A 16,848-nucleotide genomic window follows, 5' to 3' on the forward strand; every position below is an offset into this window, starting at 1 on the left:
GCGCGAAGGGGGCGCATGCGACCCCCGGCGCAATTCCGCGCGTGGTGTGTCAGAATTTGGGCGGGGGCAGCGCGTCGATATTGATGCGGTAGATATGGACGGGCCACTGGATGGCGTTATGCCCGCCATTGAACGGGGCGGTAAGGTCGATCTGGCCCGTGGGGATGTAAAGCTGCCCGTCGCGCGTGGCGAAGGAGCCACCGGGCCAGTGCAGGCGGCTGTCTGTTACGATTTTCTGGTAAACCCGGTCGGGCATCAGCCGGAAGATGCTGTTGGTCGATACATCATTGAAATACAGCGTACCGTCGGGCGCCAGCGTGATGCCGCCCAGCGCCGGGGTCTTGTACCACAGCGTAGGCCCTTCTTCCAGTTCGATGGGGGTTACGGTCGGATCGATCAGCAGGTCGGTATCCAGCTTGTAGACCGGACCGCATAGCGGTTCGAAATACAGCCACTGCCCGTCGGGGCTTATGGCCATCTGGCTTATGTTGACAATGGCGGTATGGCCCGTCGCATTGGTCAGTACGCGACCATTGACGGTAATGGGCTGGCCCGCCGTGAGGGATGATGTGTGCTGCATAAGCCGCCGCTGCCGGTTGGTGTCCAGCCGGATCACGATCATGGCCGGAACGCCCGAATCCCCGATGAAGGCATGCCCGCGCCCCACACGCATGGTGGCGGGATGGCTGCCATCATGCAGCATGGACGGGTCGATGGCCCATGTCTGCGCGACCTGGCCGGTATGGGCGTCGATCTTTACGATCTTGGGGCCATCCGCCACAGGCGGCCGGGTGGGGTCGGGCTGTCCGCTATCCAGCACCCATAGCGTGCCGTCTGCTTCCATCTGGATGTCCGCGGGGGCCACCAGACGTCTGGCCGCCGGTGTGGCGGAGTCGTTCCATGCGTCGTCAGGGTAGGGATGGGGCGTGCCGCTGGCGTCCAGCACCGCGAGGCCCGGTCCGGTATTTCCTGCCCAGCGGGGCAGTTCCACCAGCAACCGGCCATCGGGCAGCACGACCACGCGGTCCCACGCGCTGGTGGTGGAGGACGCCACATCTTCCAGCGCCGCGGGCGGGTTGAGCGGCGGCGCGGGCTTGGCGGCACGGGCGGCCTGCACGGTGCCAAGCATGGCGGTGCCGCAGGCCAGAAGGAAGCCCGCATGGCGCAGGCGGCGGATGATGGGGGAGGAGTTCGCGTACATCGCGCGGTATCTCGTCACGAACCGCCGTGAATGGCAAGGGCATGATGCAGCATGCCCGCCCTTCACCGATGCGGTGGCAAAGGGCGGCGGCTTTTTCAGGCTTACGCGCAGTAACGCTGGCGCAGGTGACGCAGGTAAGGCCCGGTATTGGGGGCGGCCCCCGTCGCGTCGCGTACGATGTCAATGGTCGAGGCCCCGCTGCCACGGGCATGGATGCGTGGCCGCAGCCAGCCAAGCAGGGGGGAGAAATCGCCCCTGCCGATGGCGGCCATCATGTCGGGCGTGTCCCGCTCGGCGGCTTCACGCAACTGGGCCGCGATGATCGCGCCCAGCGTGTAGGTGGGGAAATACCCCCATGAACCCGATGGCCAGTGAATATCCTGCAGGCAGCCCAGCCGGTCTTCGGTCACGGTCAGGCCAAGCAGGTCATGGATGCGGGCATTGAAGGCGTCCGGCAGGTCGGACAGCTTCATCTTGCCAGCGATCAGCGCGGTTTCCATCTCGTACCGGACGAGGATATGGGCCGGATATGTGATTTCATCGGCATCCACCCGGATGAACCCGGGGCGCACGCGGGTCATGAGGCGGTGCAGGTTGGCGGCGTCCCACGCCCCGTCATCCGCCGTGCCATTAAACGCCGCGCGCAGGCGCGGGGCCATCCAGTCCATGAAGGGGCGCGAGCGGCATATCTGCATTTCCATCAGCAGGGACTGGCTTTCATGCAGGCTCATGCCCCGCGCCTCGCCGACCGGCTGCGCGCGCCATGCCCGGGGCAGTCCCTGTTCATACAGGGCGTGGCCGGTTTCATGCACGATACCCATCAGGGCGTTCAGGCAGTCATCTTCCACGTAACGGGTGGTGATGCGCACATCGTCCTCCGCCCCGCCACAGAAGGGGTGCAGGCTGACATCAAGCCGCCCGCGCTGCATGTCGAATCCCATGGCCGCCATGGTTTCCGTTCCCAGTTTTTCCTGTGCCCCCACCCCGAACGGACCGGAGGGTGCGCGCGGCGGCGGCATGCTGTCCTGATGTGCGAGCGCGGATGCAATCAGGTCCGGCAGTTCGCGCGCCAGTTCGGCAAAGACCGGGTCGATATCAGCCTGCCGTGTGCCCGCGTCATACTGGTCCAGCAGCGCATCATAGGGGCTGAGGCCAAGGGCTTCGGCCTTTGCCGCCGCGATTTCGCGCGTGCAGGACAGCACCGCCTGCAGTTGCGGCAGCAGGGAGGCGAAATCGCTGTTCTGGCGGGCGGTGCGCCATGCCATCTCGCAGCGTGACGCGGCGCGGGACGCGGCTTCCACCAGTTCACCGGGCACGGCGGCCGCATGGGCGTGCTGGCGGCGCATTTCATGCAGGTTGGCCCGCGCCATGGCGTCGGCCGGGGGCTGCGCGCGATCCAGCAGTTCGGCCATGTCCGGCGCGGTCATGAGTTCGTGCGACAGGACGGCAAGGGTTGCGATGCTTTCGGCGCGGCTGTCGCTCGCGCCCACCGGCATCATCGTATCCTTGTCCCAGCCCAGAATGCCCAGCGCATTGCGGATCTGTCCCATACGGGCGAAGCGCTGTCGCAATGTGTCATAGGCCTGCTGACCGGCATGGCTGGACTGGATATTCATGTGGGGTCCTGACTGAATCTTAATGGTCTGTCCCGTATGGACTGGTGCGTGAACTGTGCGGGAGCGCGCCGCGCCATGCAAGGGGAGGGCCGGATGATGCAGGGTAGCCATGACCGCGAAGGCAGGCTGGCGCAGGGGCATGCCGCCCTGCTGGCGGATGACATCGTAACCGCGCGGGCCTGTTTCGCCCAATTGCAGGGCATGCGGGGGGACGATCCCGATGCGCTTCACGGTCTGGCCTGCGTGGCGCTGGCCATTGGCCGGGCGGATGTTGCCATCGGTCTGGCCGGTCGCGCGCTGCGTATCGCGCCACGGGGGCAGTATCATGTCGTGCTGGCGCGTGCGCTGCTGGTGCAGGGGCATCATGATGCGGCGCGGGCAGCTATGAACATTGCCTGCCTGTCGCATCCCGATGACGTCGCCATCATGCTGTGCGCAGCCGACATGATGGAAAGCACGGGTGATACGCTGGCCGCCGCCCGTGCCTATGCGCGCGTGGTCAGTCTGGCCGGTCCGCATGATGGTGACAGTCGCGCCCTGCATGCCCGTTTCCTGTGGCGACGCGGAAGGCGGACAGCGGCGTGCGCGCAGATGCGGCAGGCCGTGCGCCTTGCCCCCGGCCGGGCGGAATATCTGCATGAACTGGTGGAAATGCTGCTGGCCCTCGGCGCGCGGAAGGAGGCGGAGACGCTTTTACGCGCGCATCTGGAGCATGATCCGCACGATGGGGTGGCGCTGTCGCAGCTTGGGGCACTGCTGTTCGCGGGTGGGCATATGCGGGATGCCGTGGACAGGCTTCAGCGGGCCATGGATCATGCACCTTCGGTGGAAGCCTGTAACAACCTTGGTCTCGCCCGCATGGCGTTGGGGGATATGGCGGGCGCGGATGCCGCCCTGCGACAGGCGATGCACATGCAGCCATCCGATGCCCGCATCGCCCTGAACCATGCCACCGGACTGTTCGAAGGCGGTCAGCCCGTCGCTGCCCGCGTGGCTTATGACGCCATACTGGCCACGACCCCGCCAGTTGATGAGGACACACAGGCACGCGCCCGCTTCAATATGGGTGTCGCCCTGCTGGCCTGTGGCGAGATGGAGCAGGGATGGACGTTGTGGGAATCCCGGCTTGCCTTTCTGCCGCCCCATCCATCGGCCAGCCATCTGCCACGATGGAACGGTCGGGTGTTCGCCGGGGGCGGGAAGGTACTGGTGCATCTGGCGCAGGGACTGGGCGATGTCATTCATTTCCTGCGTTATGTGCCACTTGCGGCGCAGCGTGCGCCCATCGTGCTGGCGGTGCCGCAGGCACTGCGCAGGCTTGTGCATACATTGGGGTGCGCAACGGCGAATGGGGTGGATTACCCGATAGAAATTATCGCTCCTGATGAATATGTAAATATGGGCATCACCAGCCAGTGCGACCTGTTCAGCCTGCCGCATGTGTTGGGTGGCGCGCAGATGCCTGCGTTCAATCCTTATCTGGGGGAAAAGCCGTGGCGGACGCACAAAAGGACAAAGGGGCCGCTACGCATCGGCCTGTGCCATGCCGGCAATCCGGCCTATCGCTTTGACGCACGGCGTTCCGTGCCTGTTGCGGCGCTGGCGCCGCTGACGCAGGTGACGGGAGTGGAGTTCATATCCGTGCAGCCACGGGTCGCTGAAGGTGTGCAGGCAGGCTTCGTGCGGCACAGCCTTGCGCCTGATGCTGATCTGCTCGATACGGCGCACCTGATCACGACGCTGGATCTGGTCATCAGCGTGGATACGCTCGCGGCCCATCTGGCCGGGGCCATGGGGTGCCCGGTCTGGCTGCTCAATCGTTTCGGGGGAGACTGGCGCTGGTATCCCGCCTTCGATCTGGACGGGCCGGAGGGTGTGCCCCCGGGTTATCCACCTGTGCCGGACGGCTGCCCGCGCAGCCGGTGGTATCCGTCCCTGTGGCAGTTCCGGCAGGGCGGCCTTCAGCCCCCCGATCAGGCGTGGGGGGCGGTCATGACGGCTGTCAGCAGTGCCCTGCAGGCATGGATTGCAGGGCGGGAAACTGTCAGATCGTGATGCTTTCCAGTTCGGAGGAACGGCGCTGTGCCGCTGCCTCCGCTTCCTGCAGGCCGGACAGCAGGGCAGTGCGGATGCGGTTCAGGCGTTCCTTGTCCGTGATCTTCAGGCCGAACAGGTCCTTGACGTAGAACACGTCCACTGCCCGCACGCCGTAGGTGGTGATATGGGCCGACGCGATCTGCAGTTTCTGTTCGCTCAGTGCGGCGGTGACATCATGCAGCAGGCCAGGGCGGTCCCGACCATTGATTTCGACCACGGTGCAGGTGTTCGACGCCCGGTTGTCGATCACCACGCGCGGCGGCACATGGATGGCCCGCATGCGCCGCCCGCTCAGACGGCGGCCACACTGGGCAATCTCGCGGTCGATATTGATGCGGCCCGTCAATGCCTGTTCGATCAGTAGCGACAGGCGGCCAAGCTGCTGCGGCTCCTCGAACGCGGCGCCGCCAGCATCCTGAATCCATAGCGTATCCAGCGCCATGCCATTGGTCATGGTATGGATGCGCGCATCCACGATCGAGGCCCCGGAAATGGCCACCGCCCCCGCGATCTTGGAAAACAGGCCGGGATGGTCGGCGGCATAGATCGTAACCTCGGTCACGCCCCGGGCGGGAAGCGGCTGGGTTTCTACCGTAAGGGGGGAATGCAGGCGTTCGGAATCGCCAATCAGCCGGGCATGGCGGGCATGGGTATCGTGATCGAACGACAGCCAGTAACTGCCATAGCCCAGATCCATGAAGTGGCCGACATCGGTGGCGTTCATGCCTTCTTCCACCAGCCACTGTGCGGTGGCGGCCTTGGCGCGTTCCACGCGCACGTCGCGTTCGGTGGTGGCAAGGCTGCCTTCCAGCACTTCGGCCACGCGCATGTACAGTTCGTTCAGCAGCGTCGCCTTCCATGCGTTCCATACGCGCGGACCCACGGCGCGCATGTCCACGATGGTCAGCAAAAGCAGCAGGCGCAGGCGCTCGGGCGACTGGATGATGTCGGCAAGGTCAAGGATGGTCTTGGGGTCGTCGATATCACGCTGGAACGCGGTGTGGCTGAGCAGCAGGTGATGCAGCACCAGCCATGAAACGGTTTCCGTCTCCTCGCTGTCCATGCCCAGTTCGGGGCAGACATACAGCGCGATCTGCGAACCGATTTCCGAATGGTCGCCGCCCCGGCCCTTGGCGATGTCATGCAGCATCACCGCTACATACAGCGCGCGGCGCGAATGCAGGTTATGCGCCAGATCATAGGCGATGGGGATTTCATCGGCCATCTGGCCATGTTCCACCCGGCCCATAATGCGCAGCGCGTCGATGATGTGCTCATCAACCGTGAACACATGGTAGGTGTCGAACTGCATCTGCCCCACGACACGCGACCAGTCGGGCAGCAGGCGACCCATGAGGCCGGTCTCGTTAAGGATATGCAGCCAGTAGGCGTTGCCCTTGCGCCGTCCCTCATCCATCAGGTGGAAACTGGGGGAGGCATCCGGCGCATCCGGTGTCTCGCCCGCGCGCGGCGTGCGGGCCTGACGTTCGGGCGGATCGCCACACATGAGGTCGAGGAAGATACGCGCGGTTTCCGGGTCGCCGCGCAGGCTGGCGGCCTTGCGTTCCCAGCGGATCAACTGGTGCATGGCCATGGGATGGATGGGCAGCTTGCGCTTCTTGGCCCAGTCCAGCAGGCGCATCATCTGGATGGGTTCGTTTTCAAACGACGTGCCGCGCTGTGGCAGGATGCGGCCATCCAGCACCGTAAAGCCCGCATCGCGCATCTGGCTGTCGGCTTCGGGCGCATTGGCCACGGGGCCAAGGGCCTGTCGCAGCACGGCGGGTTCCAGCACCAGCGTCAGGCGCATGACCTCGCGCACGGTCAGGAAGTAGTGGCGCATGAACCGCTCCACGCCCACCTGCCGACCATGGCGGGTGTAACCCATGCGCCCGCCCACAACCGGCTGTACATCGAATGTCAGGCGCTCTTCCGCCCGGCCCGATACGTAATGCAGGTGAAAGCGCACACGCCACAGGAAGTCCCATGCCCGCCGCGCGCGCTTGGCTTCCTGTTCGGTCAGCAGGCCGAGTTCACTGAACCCGGGTGCAAGCAGGTCGGATACATGCCGGGTGCCGAAGGTGTAGCGGCACATCCAGTACAGCGTCTGCAGGTCGCGCAGGCCACCCCGGCCTTCCTTGATGTTGGGTTCGACAAGGTAGGGGCTGTCGCCAAAGCGCTGGTGGCGCGCCGCGCGTTCCTTGCGCTTGTCGGTAATGAAACGGTCGGCCCCCGCCCGCACGCAGGCCACGATATAGCGGGCCTGGAACATGGAAAACAGGGTCTCGCTACCCGTCAGCACGCGCGCGTCGAGCAGGGTGGTGCGGACCGTGGTGTCGGCTTCCGCCTCCGCAATGCATTCGTTGATGGTGCGGGTGGCATGCCCGACCTTCAGCCCCAGATCCCACAGGAAATACAGGATGTATTCCACGCAGGCCCGCACATCCTCCGCTTGCGTGTCCGCTGTCAGGAACAGAAGGTCGATATCACTGAACGGGGCCAGAAGGCCGCGCCCGTATCCGCCGGTCGCGGCAACGGCGAACGGGGCTTCGGGCTGCGAGTCGATCCCGGCTTCCCGCATGGCGAACTCGCCCAGTACCCGGATCATGCCATCGGTATAGGCGGCAAGCAGCTTGCCCGCTTCCGCCCCGCCCAGGTGGTGGTGCTCGAACGCCTCGCGCACATGGGCCTGATAGCGCGACAGGTGGCGGCGGAACAGCCCGATCGCCTCCTCACGCGGCAGGGCGCGCGTATCGTCGGTGCCCCCCGGCGGGAAAAGGGCGGCATGGAGGGCGTCTGTCATCGCCTCGACGGAGGAGGCGTTAAGGGGGGCGGCGTTCGACATCGTGGCCAGATGGCGTCCTGTGAATGACGATAGGGATAAGGGTTGGAGTGTGCCGCCCTTAATGGCGGCAGGTCCAGTGCTGTATCAGGCTTTCAACAGTTTTTTGAGTTTATAAAGCATTTCCAGCGCCGTGCGAGGGCTGAGCGCATCCGGGTCCAGTTCTTCCAGCATGTCCACCACGGCGGGCGGAACGGCGGGGGACGGGGGCGCGATGTCCTCTTCGGGCTTTTCCGCCATGTGCTGTTCAAACAGGGGCAGTGGCGGCGCCTGCCTGCCGCGTTCCTTTTCCAGCATGCCCAGCAGCCTGCCCGCGCGGCGCACCACCGGTTCGGGCACGCCCGCCAGACGGGCGACATGCACGCCCCAGCTCCGCCGCGCGCAGCCGGGAATGACCTCGTGCTGGAAAATGACCTGCCCCTTCCATTCCCGCACGCTCATGGTGTGGGGGGAAAGGCGCGGCATGCTGTTGGCCAGTTCGGCCAGTTCATGGAAATGGGTGGCGAAGATGGCACGCGAGCGCAGGGTGGAATGCAGCGTTTCCAGCACGGCCCATGCAATGGCCAGACCATCGAGCGTGGAGGTGCCGCGCCCGATCTCGTCCACCACCACTAGCGATTTCGGTCCCGCCTGATTGAGGATGGCTGCGGTCTCGGTCATTTCCACCATGAAGGTTGAGCGACCGCGCGCAAGGTCATCGGCAGCACCCACGCGGGAGAACAGGCGGTCCACCACCCCGATACGCATGGCCTGCGCCGCCACCGGCAGCCCGGCCTGCGCCAGAATGACCGCCAGCGCCGTCTGCCGCAGGAAGGTCGATTTGCCTGCCATGTTGGGGCCGGTCAGCAGCATGATGCGGCGGTCGGGTTCAAGGTCGCAGTCATTGGGGGTGAAGCGTGCGTTCCTGGGCAGGGCGGCTTCCACCACCGGGTGGCGGCAGCCTTCGATGACGAAACCCGTGTCATCTCCCACCACGGGGCAGCACCATGTACCCCCGCCCGCCAGCATGGCGCAGGACTGCGCGATGTCGATGCAGGACAGGGCGGCGGCCATGTCCGGCAGGGCGGCTTCATCCAGAATGTGGCGCACGACCTGCGTGAACAGGTGGCGTTCGCGCAGGCCGGCGTTTTCAGCCGCCTGTGCGATCTGCTGGTCAAGGCTGACCAGCCGTTCGGTTGAAAAGCGGCTGGCGCTGGCCGTGCCCTGCCGCATGATGAGGTCCTCATGTCCGCGCAGGCGCGCACTGGCGGCTGCCGGAACCTCGATCACATAGCCAAGCTGCGCATGGTGACGGATCTTGAGGTTGGCGATGTCGAACTGTTCGGCATATTCCTTCTGCAGGGCGGCGATAACGCGGCGGCTGCCGTCGCGCAGTTCGCGCTGCGCATCCAGTTCCTCATCATAACCCGTGGCGATGATGCCGCCGTCATCAAGGCGGGCGGGCGGGTTTTCGGCCAGTGCGCGCGCCAGCAGGTCCTGCAGTTCATGCGCGCGGTCCAGATGGCCCACGGCCTGCGCCAGTATGGGGGGCAGTTCTTCCTGCCGGTTCAGGATCTGTCCGACCTCGCGCGCGACCCCAAGGGCGATGCGGATCGCGACCGCATCGCGCGGCTGCCCCCGCCCCAGTGAAAGACGGCCAAGCGCGCGCGCCATGTCGGGCGCGGTGCGCAGGCAGGCGCGCAGGTCATCGCGTATGCCGTGCTTGTCCAGCAGCCACGTCCATCCTGCCTGACGGCGGGCGATGCGCTCGGGATCGGTCAGGGGGGCTGCGATCCAGTCCGCCAGCAGGCGGCTGCCCGCTGCGGTAACCGTGCGGGCCACGGCTGCGAACAGGGTATGCTCGGTCGTGCCATCGCGCGTGCGCAGCAGGTCAAGGCTTGCCCGCGTGGCGGGGTCGAGGCCCAGGATATCCCCGCTGTAGCTGGGCCGGGGATGCGACAGGCGCGGCAACTGCCCCGCCTGACTGCGGCGGATGTAATCGATGGCGGCCCCGGCGGCCAGCGCTTCCGCATCGCTGAAGGTGCCGAACGCGTCCAGACTGGCCACGCCGAAGGCTTCCGCCATGCGCTGGCGGGCGGCCTCCGGGCCTGCAGGTAGCAGGACAGGGGTGCGGCGGTCGGCGAAATCACCCAGTTCGACATTGTCCGCGCACAGGATTTCCGCCGGGTCCAGACGGCCCAGCAGGTCGTGCATGTCGCGCGCCGGGACGCACGCGGTTTCAAACAGGCCGGTGGAAATATCGATCCATGCCAGACCCGGATCGGCGCTGTCGCGGCCGGTGGGGCAGACGATGCAGGCCAGCAGGTTCTGCCGTCCCGCTTCCAGCAGTTCATCTTCCGTCAGGGTACCCGGCGTGATCAGCCGCACGACCGCGCGCCGCAGCGGTCCCTTGGATGCGGGGCGTCCCTTGCGCGGCTGTTCCGTCTGTTCCGCCACCGATACGCGAAAACCCCGGCGGATCAGCCGGGCCAGATAGGCCTGCGCCGCATGCACCGGAACGCCGCACATGGGAATGGGCTCCCCCCCATGCGTGCCGCGTGCGGTCAGTGAGATATCCAGCGCGGAGGCCGCCGCTTCCGCATCGTTGAAAAACAGTTCGTAGAAATCTCCCATCCGGAAGAACAGGAGCGCATCGGGATGTTCGGCTTTAAGCGCGAACCACTGCGCCATGGCGGGCGAAGCACCTTCGGGGGATGGGAATGTCATGCCCGGTGTCTAGCGGCGGGATGGCGGATTCGCCAGTCCGGATTTTATGGCTTTCCTATGCCTGCCTGTTACGGTGCAACCGGCGGTTGATGGCACTGGCGACCTGTCGCATATCGGTGATCCCCAGCAGGTGCAGCGCCGCAAGGTAGATGCTTATGCCAATGGCGATCAGCACGCCCACATCCACAATGCGCAGCACGGGACCGGCCTGCATCGCCCCGCCCAGCGGCGTGTATCCCGCCGCCACAAGCCCCGCCGCCATCAGGGCCGCGCACACGACCATGCCACCAAGCTGGCGGACAAGCAGGGGATCGGGCATCAGCGCCCCGCGCCGCATCAGGATGAACGCCAGAACGCCCGCGTTGACCATGGCGGCCAGACTGCTGGCCAGTGGCGGTCCGATATGCGCCAGCCAGTGCATGAAGCTTATGTTGAGGATGAAGTTCAGCACCAGCGTGCCAAGTCCCACCAGAACCGGCGTGCGGGTATCGCCACGGGCGAAAAACCCCGGTGAGAGTACCTTGACCAGCACGAAGGCGGGCAGGCCCACAGCATAGGCACGCAGCGACTGTGCCGCCAGAACCGCATCCCGCGCCGAGAAATGGCCATGACCGAACAGCGCCATCATCACCGGGGCGGCAACGACCAGCAGCCCCGCCGCTGCTGGCAGCGTCAGGATCAGTGCATAGGAAATGGCCCGGCCCTGCGTGCGGTGCGCGCCCGCAATATCTCCCGCCGCAAGCGAACGGGTCAGTACCGGCAGCAATGTGGTGCCCGCCGCCGCCCCCAGCACGCCAAGGGGAAGCTGGTTCACCCGGTCGGCGAAATACATGAGCGAAACGCTACCCGCCGGCAGCAGGGTGGCGATGATGGTGTCCACCATGAAATTGATCTGCGTGATGCCGCTGCCCACCAGCCCCACGCCCATCCGCGCCAGCAGGGTGCGGATGCGGGGCGTAAGGCAGGGCATGACCAGCCGCAGCCGCATGCCCGCGCGGCGGGCGGCGTAAAGCAGGATGCCAAACTGGACCACGCCCGATGCGCTCACCCCCCATGCGGCGGCATGCGCGACATCACCCGTGAAGGGTGGCAGGATCAGGATGGCGGCAATGCCGATCACATTGAAGCTGACATAGGCCGCCGCCGCCACGCCAAACTGATGCATGCCGTTCAGCACGCCCGACACCAGCGCGGCCCCGCAGATCAGCAGCAGGTAGGGAAAGGTGATGCGGCTGAGCGATATGGCCAGCGAATCGCGCGCGCCGCCATGGGTGAAGCCCGGTGCGATCACGCTCAGCACGCCGGGCATGAAAACTTCCCCCAGCACGGTCAGCAGCAGCAGCCATGACAGCAGCACGCTCATCGTCTCGCACGCAAAGCGCCGGGCGGTGTCCTTGCCTTCGCGTTCCAGCAGGGAGGAGAACAGCGGCACGAAGGCGGCGTTCAGCGCCCCTTCGCCAAACAGGCGGCGGAACATGTTGGGCAGGCGGAAAGCGATCTGGTAGGCGTCCTGCGCAACGCCAGTACCCAGAAAGGCCGCAAGAAGCTGGTCGCGCACCAGCCCCAGCACGCGGCTGATCATGGTCCAGCCGCTTACGGTCAGAAAGCCCTTCAGCATCGCGCCAGCAGGAAATGCCCGCCGCTTCGATCCGTCATCAGTGGTCCATCACGGCGCGTTCGACCGCCATGCGCACGCGCCGCGATTCGGGGGATGTGATGGATGTGAACCAGTTCACCAGATTGCCGTCGCGCCCGATCAGGTATTTGTAGAAATTCCAACGCGGCAGCGACAGGAACCCACCTTCCCGCGCCAGCCAGCGGAACAGGGGAATCGCCTGCGGTCCCTTGACGTGGCTCTTGGCGGTCAGGGGGAAGGTGACGCTGTAGTTGCGCTGGCAGAAGGTGGTGATTTCGTCGGGGGTGCCGGGCTCCTGTGCGCCAAAATCATTCGACGGCACGCCAATGACCATCAGGTCGTGGCTGCGCCACGTCGTCCACAGGTTCTGCAATCCTTCATATTGCGGCGTGAAACCGCATCGGGAGGCCGTGTTGGCGATAAGGATCGGCTTTCCCCGCAGGGTGGAAAGATCGATCTCCCCTCCGTTCAGGCTGGGCAGGACGAAGTCATGGATTGTGGTCATTGAAAAGCTCGGTTCTGTATGCGCGCCGGAGTGACCCGATTGCAGGCTGTGGTGGCGGTGGTCAAGCGGTCAGTTCGCGTGTGTGAAATGTGGCGGCGTGGAACCTTCATGCGAATTCGTGCCCGACGGGCCGCGCCAGCAGGCGACGGCTGGCTTCGGCCATGTCGATCGTTCCCGCAAGCAGTCCCGTTACGGTGGCGATGACGGGGGTGCTGACATCGTGGCGCTGCGCAAGCTGGTACAGCGCCGGGGCGGTGGCCATGCCTTCGGCCACGCCTTCCAGCGCCTGTGCCGCCTGCGGTGCGGGCGTGCCCTGCCCGATCGCCAGTCCCAGCCGGTAATTGCGTGAAGCCTGACCCGTGCAGGTCAGCAGCAGGTCGCCCACCCCCGCCAGACCGGACAGCGTTTCGGGCCGCCCGCCAAGCGCGTGCGACAGGCGGGCCAGTTCGGCTATGCCGCGTGTCATTAATGCTGCGCGCGCGTTTTCGCCCAGTTTCGCGCCCATGGCGGCCCCGGCGGCGATGGCGACGACATTTTTGGCCGCCCCGCCCAGTTGCACGCCGGTCGGGTCATCGCTGGCATACAGGCGGAAGGCGGCCGTGGTCAGCAGGTCGGCCAGCCTGCGCGCCTGTGCGCGGTCGGGGCTGGCCAGCACGGCGGCGGCGGGCAGTCCGGCTGCGATTTCATGCGCGAAATTGGGACCGGACAGAACGCCCAGCACGCTGTGGGGAAACAGCCCTGTCAGTACCTGTAGCGGCATGAGGCCGGTTTCGCGTTCGATCCCCTTGCAGCACGCGATCAGCGGCGCGCAGGCCGGGACCATCGCCGCCGTGGCGCGCAGATGCTGCATGGGGCAGGCCAGCAGGATTAGGTCCGCCTGACGGGGCAGCTCACTGGTGACGGTAATGGTTGGCGGCAGGGCAAAACCGGGCAGGCGGGGCATGACGCGGCCTGCGGACATGGTGGCGGGATTGCGTGCCCACAGGCTGACATCGGCACCGGCGCGCGCGGCCTGCATGGCCAGTGCCGTGCCCCATGCGCCTGCGCCGATAACGGCAATCCGTGCGGTGTGCGTCATCCGTTCATTCCCCGGAGGTGTGTGCCGTGCCCGGCATTCTGTTTTTTCAGTTTAATCGCAATGCGCCAGTTGGGGTTGCCATGCAAGGGTCGGGGCGCGGCAGTGTGGACATGTCGTATAACGGAAGGTCAGCAACGGTAACGTCATGCTCCCGCAGGGATCAGGGCCGTATCGTCCACCGTCATGCGCGCAGCCATTTCCGATAGCGGCCAGCGGGGGCGGGGGCGCATGGCGATGTCATCAGGGATGGGCAGGCCGAGGTCGCGCCGCGCGTGCATGGTTTCGATCGCGGCCCATGCCACCATGACCGCATTGTCCGTGCACAGGCGCAGCGGTGGCGCGGCGAAGGGCAGGTCATGCGCGCTGGCGAATTCCCGCAGACGGGCGCGCAGCACGCCATTGGCCGCAACCCCGCCCGCGACCACCAGCGTGGTCGGACGCTCCATCATTTCCAGCGCATGGCCAAGGCGGTCGATGACGATGTCACTTACCGCCTGCTGGAAACTGGCGGCAAGGTCCGCCGCCTGCTGGCGTGAAAGGGCCGTGCGCACCTCGGTCGGGAGTTTCTGCGCCACGGCGGTCTTGAGGCCCGAAAATGAAAAGTCGCATCCCGCCCGGCCCATGAGGGGACGGGGCAGGGCTACCGCATGCGGATCGCCTTCGCGCGCAAGCTGTTCCACCGCCGGGCCGCCGGGCCAGCCAAGACCCAGCATCTTGGCGACCTTGTCGAACGCTTCCCCCGCGGCATCGTCGATTGTGCCGCCCAGCCTGCGGTAATGGCCCACCCCTTCCACCGCGATGCACTGGCAGTGCCCACCCGACACCAGCAGCAGCAGGTAGGGGAAGGGCGCGCCATTGGGGGCGATGCCGGGCAGACGCGCGGTCAGGGCGTGGGCTTCGATATGGTTGACGGCAATGAAGGGGCGGTCCAGCGCGATGGCCATGCCCTTGCCCATATCGGCCCCCACGATCAGCCCACCGATCAGGCCTGGCCCGCAGCTTGCGGCAATCGCCCCCAGATCATGAGGCTGAAGGTTCGCGGCCGCCAGCGTGTCGCGCACCAGCGCGGGCAGCGCGGAAAGATGGGCGCGGGCCGCGATTTCGGGCACGACCCCGCCGAATGGCACATGGCCGGATTGCGATAATGTCGTTTCTGCCAGTATCCGACCGTCTGTCGTAACGATGGCGCAGGCCGTGTCATCGCACGAAGATTCAATGGCCATAACGGGAGTTGGCATTTCGGGGGGTGTCTGTGTGGCGTCGGGCATGGCGCAATTTACAATCCGGCGGTGCGGAATGTCATCTTTCCTTTATCGTTATGTGGTAATAGACACGCGAGATGGAGTCCGCAAAGCCATCAGCCCCGTTTCCGTCGTCCGCGCTACAGAAAGTCGCGGCCGAGGCCGCTGCCCGCCAGCGAAAGGAAACCACACGCGCCGAACCCCACCGGCGGCAGCTGCCGCTGAAGGTCGGGACGCGCGCCTCTCCGCTTGCGCTGGTGCAGACGCGGGCCTTCCTGACGGTGCTGACCCGGTTCTGTCCGGTGCTGCGCGATATGGGCGCGTTTCAGGAACACCAGATCAGCACGACCGGCGATCAGGTGCTCAACCGCAAGCTGGCGGAAATTGGCGGGAAGGGTCTTTTCGCCAAGGAAATCCATGAAGCCCTTGCGGATGGCCGGATCGATTTCGCCGTCCACAGCCTCAAGGATCTGGAAACCACGCTGCCGCCGGGGCTGGTGCTGGCCTGCACCCTCAAGCGCGAGGACGCGCGCGATGTGCTGATCCTTGGCCCCGACTGTGATGAACCGGACCCCGCCGACCCGTATGCCGCCCTTCCGCAGGGTGCGCTGGTGGGCTGTGCCTCCGTCCGGCGTCAGGCGCAGATGCTGCATGTCCGGCCCGACCTGCGCTTCGGGCTGCTGCGCGGCAATGTGCAGACCCGTCTGGACAAGCTGGCGGCGCGTCAGTGCGATGCGACGCTGCTGGCCTATGCCGGGCTGCGCCGCCTTGGCATGGAAGACCGTGCCGATGTCATCCTTGATCCCACCATCATGGTACCGGCGGCGGGGCAGGGCATTGTGGGCGTGACCGTGCGTGAAAGCGATGTGGAACTGCGCGAACTGCTTTCCGCAATCGAGGATTATGAGGCCCGTGCCGTCGCCACGGCGGAACGCGCGCTGCTGGCGGAACTGGATGGTTCGTGCCGTACCCCCATCGGCGGGTATGCACGGCTGATCCCGGTCGTGGCCGGGGGCGCGCCGGAACTGCACCTGACCGGCCTTGTCGCGCGCGAAGACGGGTCGTTCCTGCTCAAACGCTCCATCAGTGGCGCACCGGGGGATGCGGCGCGTCTGGGCCGGGATCTCGGTCGCAGCCTGCGCGCGGACAGCCCGGCTGACATCTTTGCCGAATAGGGGCGTCCCGCCTTTCCGTGCCGCGTCGCGCAACGGCGTCATCATTACCCGACCGCCGCCGGGCCTTGCGCCCACCATGGCGGCGGTGACACGGCTGGGTCTGCATCCCGTTGCAGCCCCCATGCTGCGTATCGAGCAGCATGCCCTGACAGCCGATGGCCCGCGTCCCGACGGGCTGGTGCTGACAAGCGGGCAGGCGATTGCAGCCGTAAATCACCCGCAATGGCACGATGTGCCATGCTATGTGGTCGGTCAGGCGACTGGCGCGCGTATGCGCAGCGCGGGTTTCAATCATGTCATGACGGCGGCGGGCACGGCGGATGCCCTGTCCAGCCTTATCCGCACCGCTGCGCCGCAGGGCGCGCGGCTGCTGCTGGCCGTCGGGCGGGGTTACGGGCGTGAAATGGCCACGGATCTGCGTGGCGCGGGTTTCCGGGTGGTGCGGCGCTGCGTCTATGCGGTCCATCCCGAACGGCGGCTGCCTGCACCCGTGCGTGCCGCGCTGCTGGCGGGGCAGGTCAGGTCGGTCATGTTCTATTCCACCCGCACGGCGCAGGCTTTTGTCACCGCGCTTGATGCGGCGCTGCGCCCCATGCTGGCGGAGGTACAGGCCATCGCCATGTCCACCAACGTAGCTGCCGCCCTTGAAGCCGGCCCGCGCTGGCGGGCGGTCACGGTCGCGGCACACCCGGATCAGGACGCCATGCTGGCCGCCCTCGGCGCGGATTGAACCCGGTTTTATCCATTAAAA

At 66.1% G+C, this 16,848-nt stretch carries 11 protein-coding genes; 3 read left to right on the forward strand and 8 right to left on the reverse strand.

Translation table 11 applies throughout. The features are described 5' to 3' along the window. Window positions 1–49: 49 nt before the first annotated feature. Window positions 50–1,201 carry an L-dopachrome tautomerase-related protein gene (locus tag ACBR42_RS01370; protein WP_371207098.1) on the reverse strand — a complete coding sequence of 384 codons (1,152 nt, stop codon included), beginning with the start codon at window positions 1,199–1,201 and terminating at the stop codon, window positions 50–52. A gap of 101 nt (window positions 1,202–1,302) precedes the next feature. Further along, entirely contained in the window at window positions 1,303–2,817 is a 1,515-nt protein-coding gene (locus tag ACBR42_RS01375; RefSeq protein WP_371207099.1) for a carboxypeptidase M32, read from the reverse strand. A 93-nt stretch (window positions 2,818–2,910) separates the two neighbouring features. Between ACBR42_RS01375 and ACBR42_RS01380 the strand changes: the two genes are divergently transcribed. After that, window positions 2,911–4,872 (forward strand): tetratricopeptide repeat protein, encoded by a 1,962-nt coding sequence (locus ACBR42_RS01380; RefSeq protein WP_371207100.1) that lies wholly within the window; start codon window positions 2,911–2,913, stop codon window positions 4,870–4,872. Here the strand turns inward: ACBR42_RS01380 and ACBR42_RS01385 are convergent. The 6 genes from ACBR42_RS01385 to tsaD form a co-directional block, all read right to left on the reverse strand. Next, window positions 4,862–7,759 (reverse strand): [protein-PII] uridylyltransferase, encoded by a 2,898-nt coding sequence (locus tag ACBR42_RS01385; protein WP_110547119.1) that lies wholly within the window; start codon window positions 7,757–7,759, stop codon window positions 4,862–4,864. The two genes, ACBR42_RS01380 and ACBR42_RS01385, sit on opposite strands and share 11 nt — an antisense overlap. 84 nt (window positions 7,760–7,843) lie before the next feature. Next, the gene (mutS, locus tag ACBR42_RS01390) at window positions 7,844–10,462 is read right to left on the reverse strand and encodes a DNA mismatch repair protein MutS (RefSeq protein ID WP_371207101.1); all 2,619 of its coding nucleotides are present in this window, start codon (window positions 10,460–10,462) and stop codon (window positions 7,844–7,846) included. A 55-nt stretch (window positions 10,463–10,517) separates the two neighbouring features. After that, on the reverse strand, window positions 10,518–12,080 hold the full coding sequence (gene murJ / locus ACBR42_RS01395) for a murein biosynthesis integral membrane protein MurJ (RefSeq protein WP_371207102.1): 1,563 nt from the start codon (window positions 12,078–12,080) through the stop codon (window positions 10,518–10,520). A gap of 37 nt (window positions 12,081–12,117) precedes the next feature. Continuing rightward, window positions 12,118–12,603 (reverse strand): glutathione peroxidase, encoded by a 486-nt coding sequence (locus ACBR42_RS01400; RefSeq protein WP_102324544.1) that lies wholly within the window; start codon window positions 12,601–12,603, stop codon window positions 12,118–12,120. A gap of 106 nt (window positions 12,604–12,709) precedes the next feature. After that, on the reverse strand, window positions 12,710–13,681 hold the full coding sequence (locus tag ACBR42_RS01405) for an NAD(P)H-dependent glycerol-3-phosphate dehydrogenase (protein ID WP_371207103.1): 972 nt from the start codon (window positions 13,679–13,681) through the stop codon (window positions 12,710–12,712). A 143-nt stretch (window positions 13,682–13,824) separates the two neighbouring features. Beyond that, complete coding sequence (tsaD, locus tag ACBR42_RS01410; RefSeq protein ID WP_371207104.1) at window positions 13,825–14,949, reverse strand: tRNA (adenosine(37)-N6)-threonylcarbamoyltransferase complex transferase subunit TsaD; 1,125 nt, start codon at window positions 14,947–14,949, stop codon at window positions 13,825–13,827. A 71-nt stretch (window positions 14,950–15,020) separates the two neighbouring features. Between tsaD and hemC the strand changes: the two genes are divergently transcribed. Next, window positions 15,021–16,097, forward strand: coding sequence for a hydroxymethylbilane synthase (gene hemC / locus ACBR42_RS01415; RefSeq protein ID WP_102324541.1), 1,077 nt, complete (start codon window positions 15,021–15,023; stop codon window positions 16,095–16,097). Then, window positions 16,087–16,827, forward strand: a complete 741-nt coding sequence (locus ACBR42_RS01420; protein WP_371207105.1) for a uroporphyrinogen-III synthase — start codon at window positions 16,087–16,089, stop codon at window positions 16,825–16,827. Before hemC ends, ACBR42_RS01420 begins: the two co-directional genes overlap by 11 nt. Window positions 16,828–16,848 lie beyond the last annotated feature (21 nt).

The organism is Komagataeibacter sp. SM21, from assembly GCF_041402665.1.
Classification (GTDB): Bacteria; Pseudomonadota; Alphaproteobacteria; order Acetobacterales; family Acetobacteraceae; genus Komagataeibacter; species Komagataeibacter saccharivorans.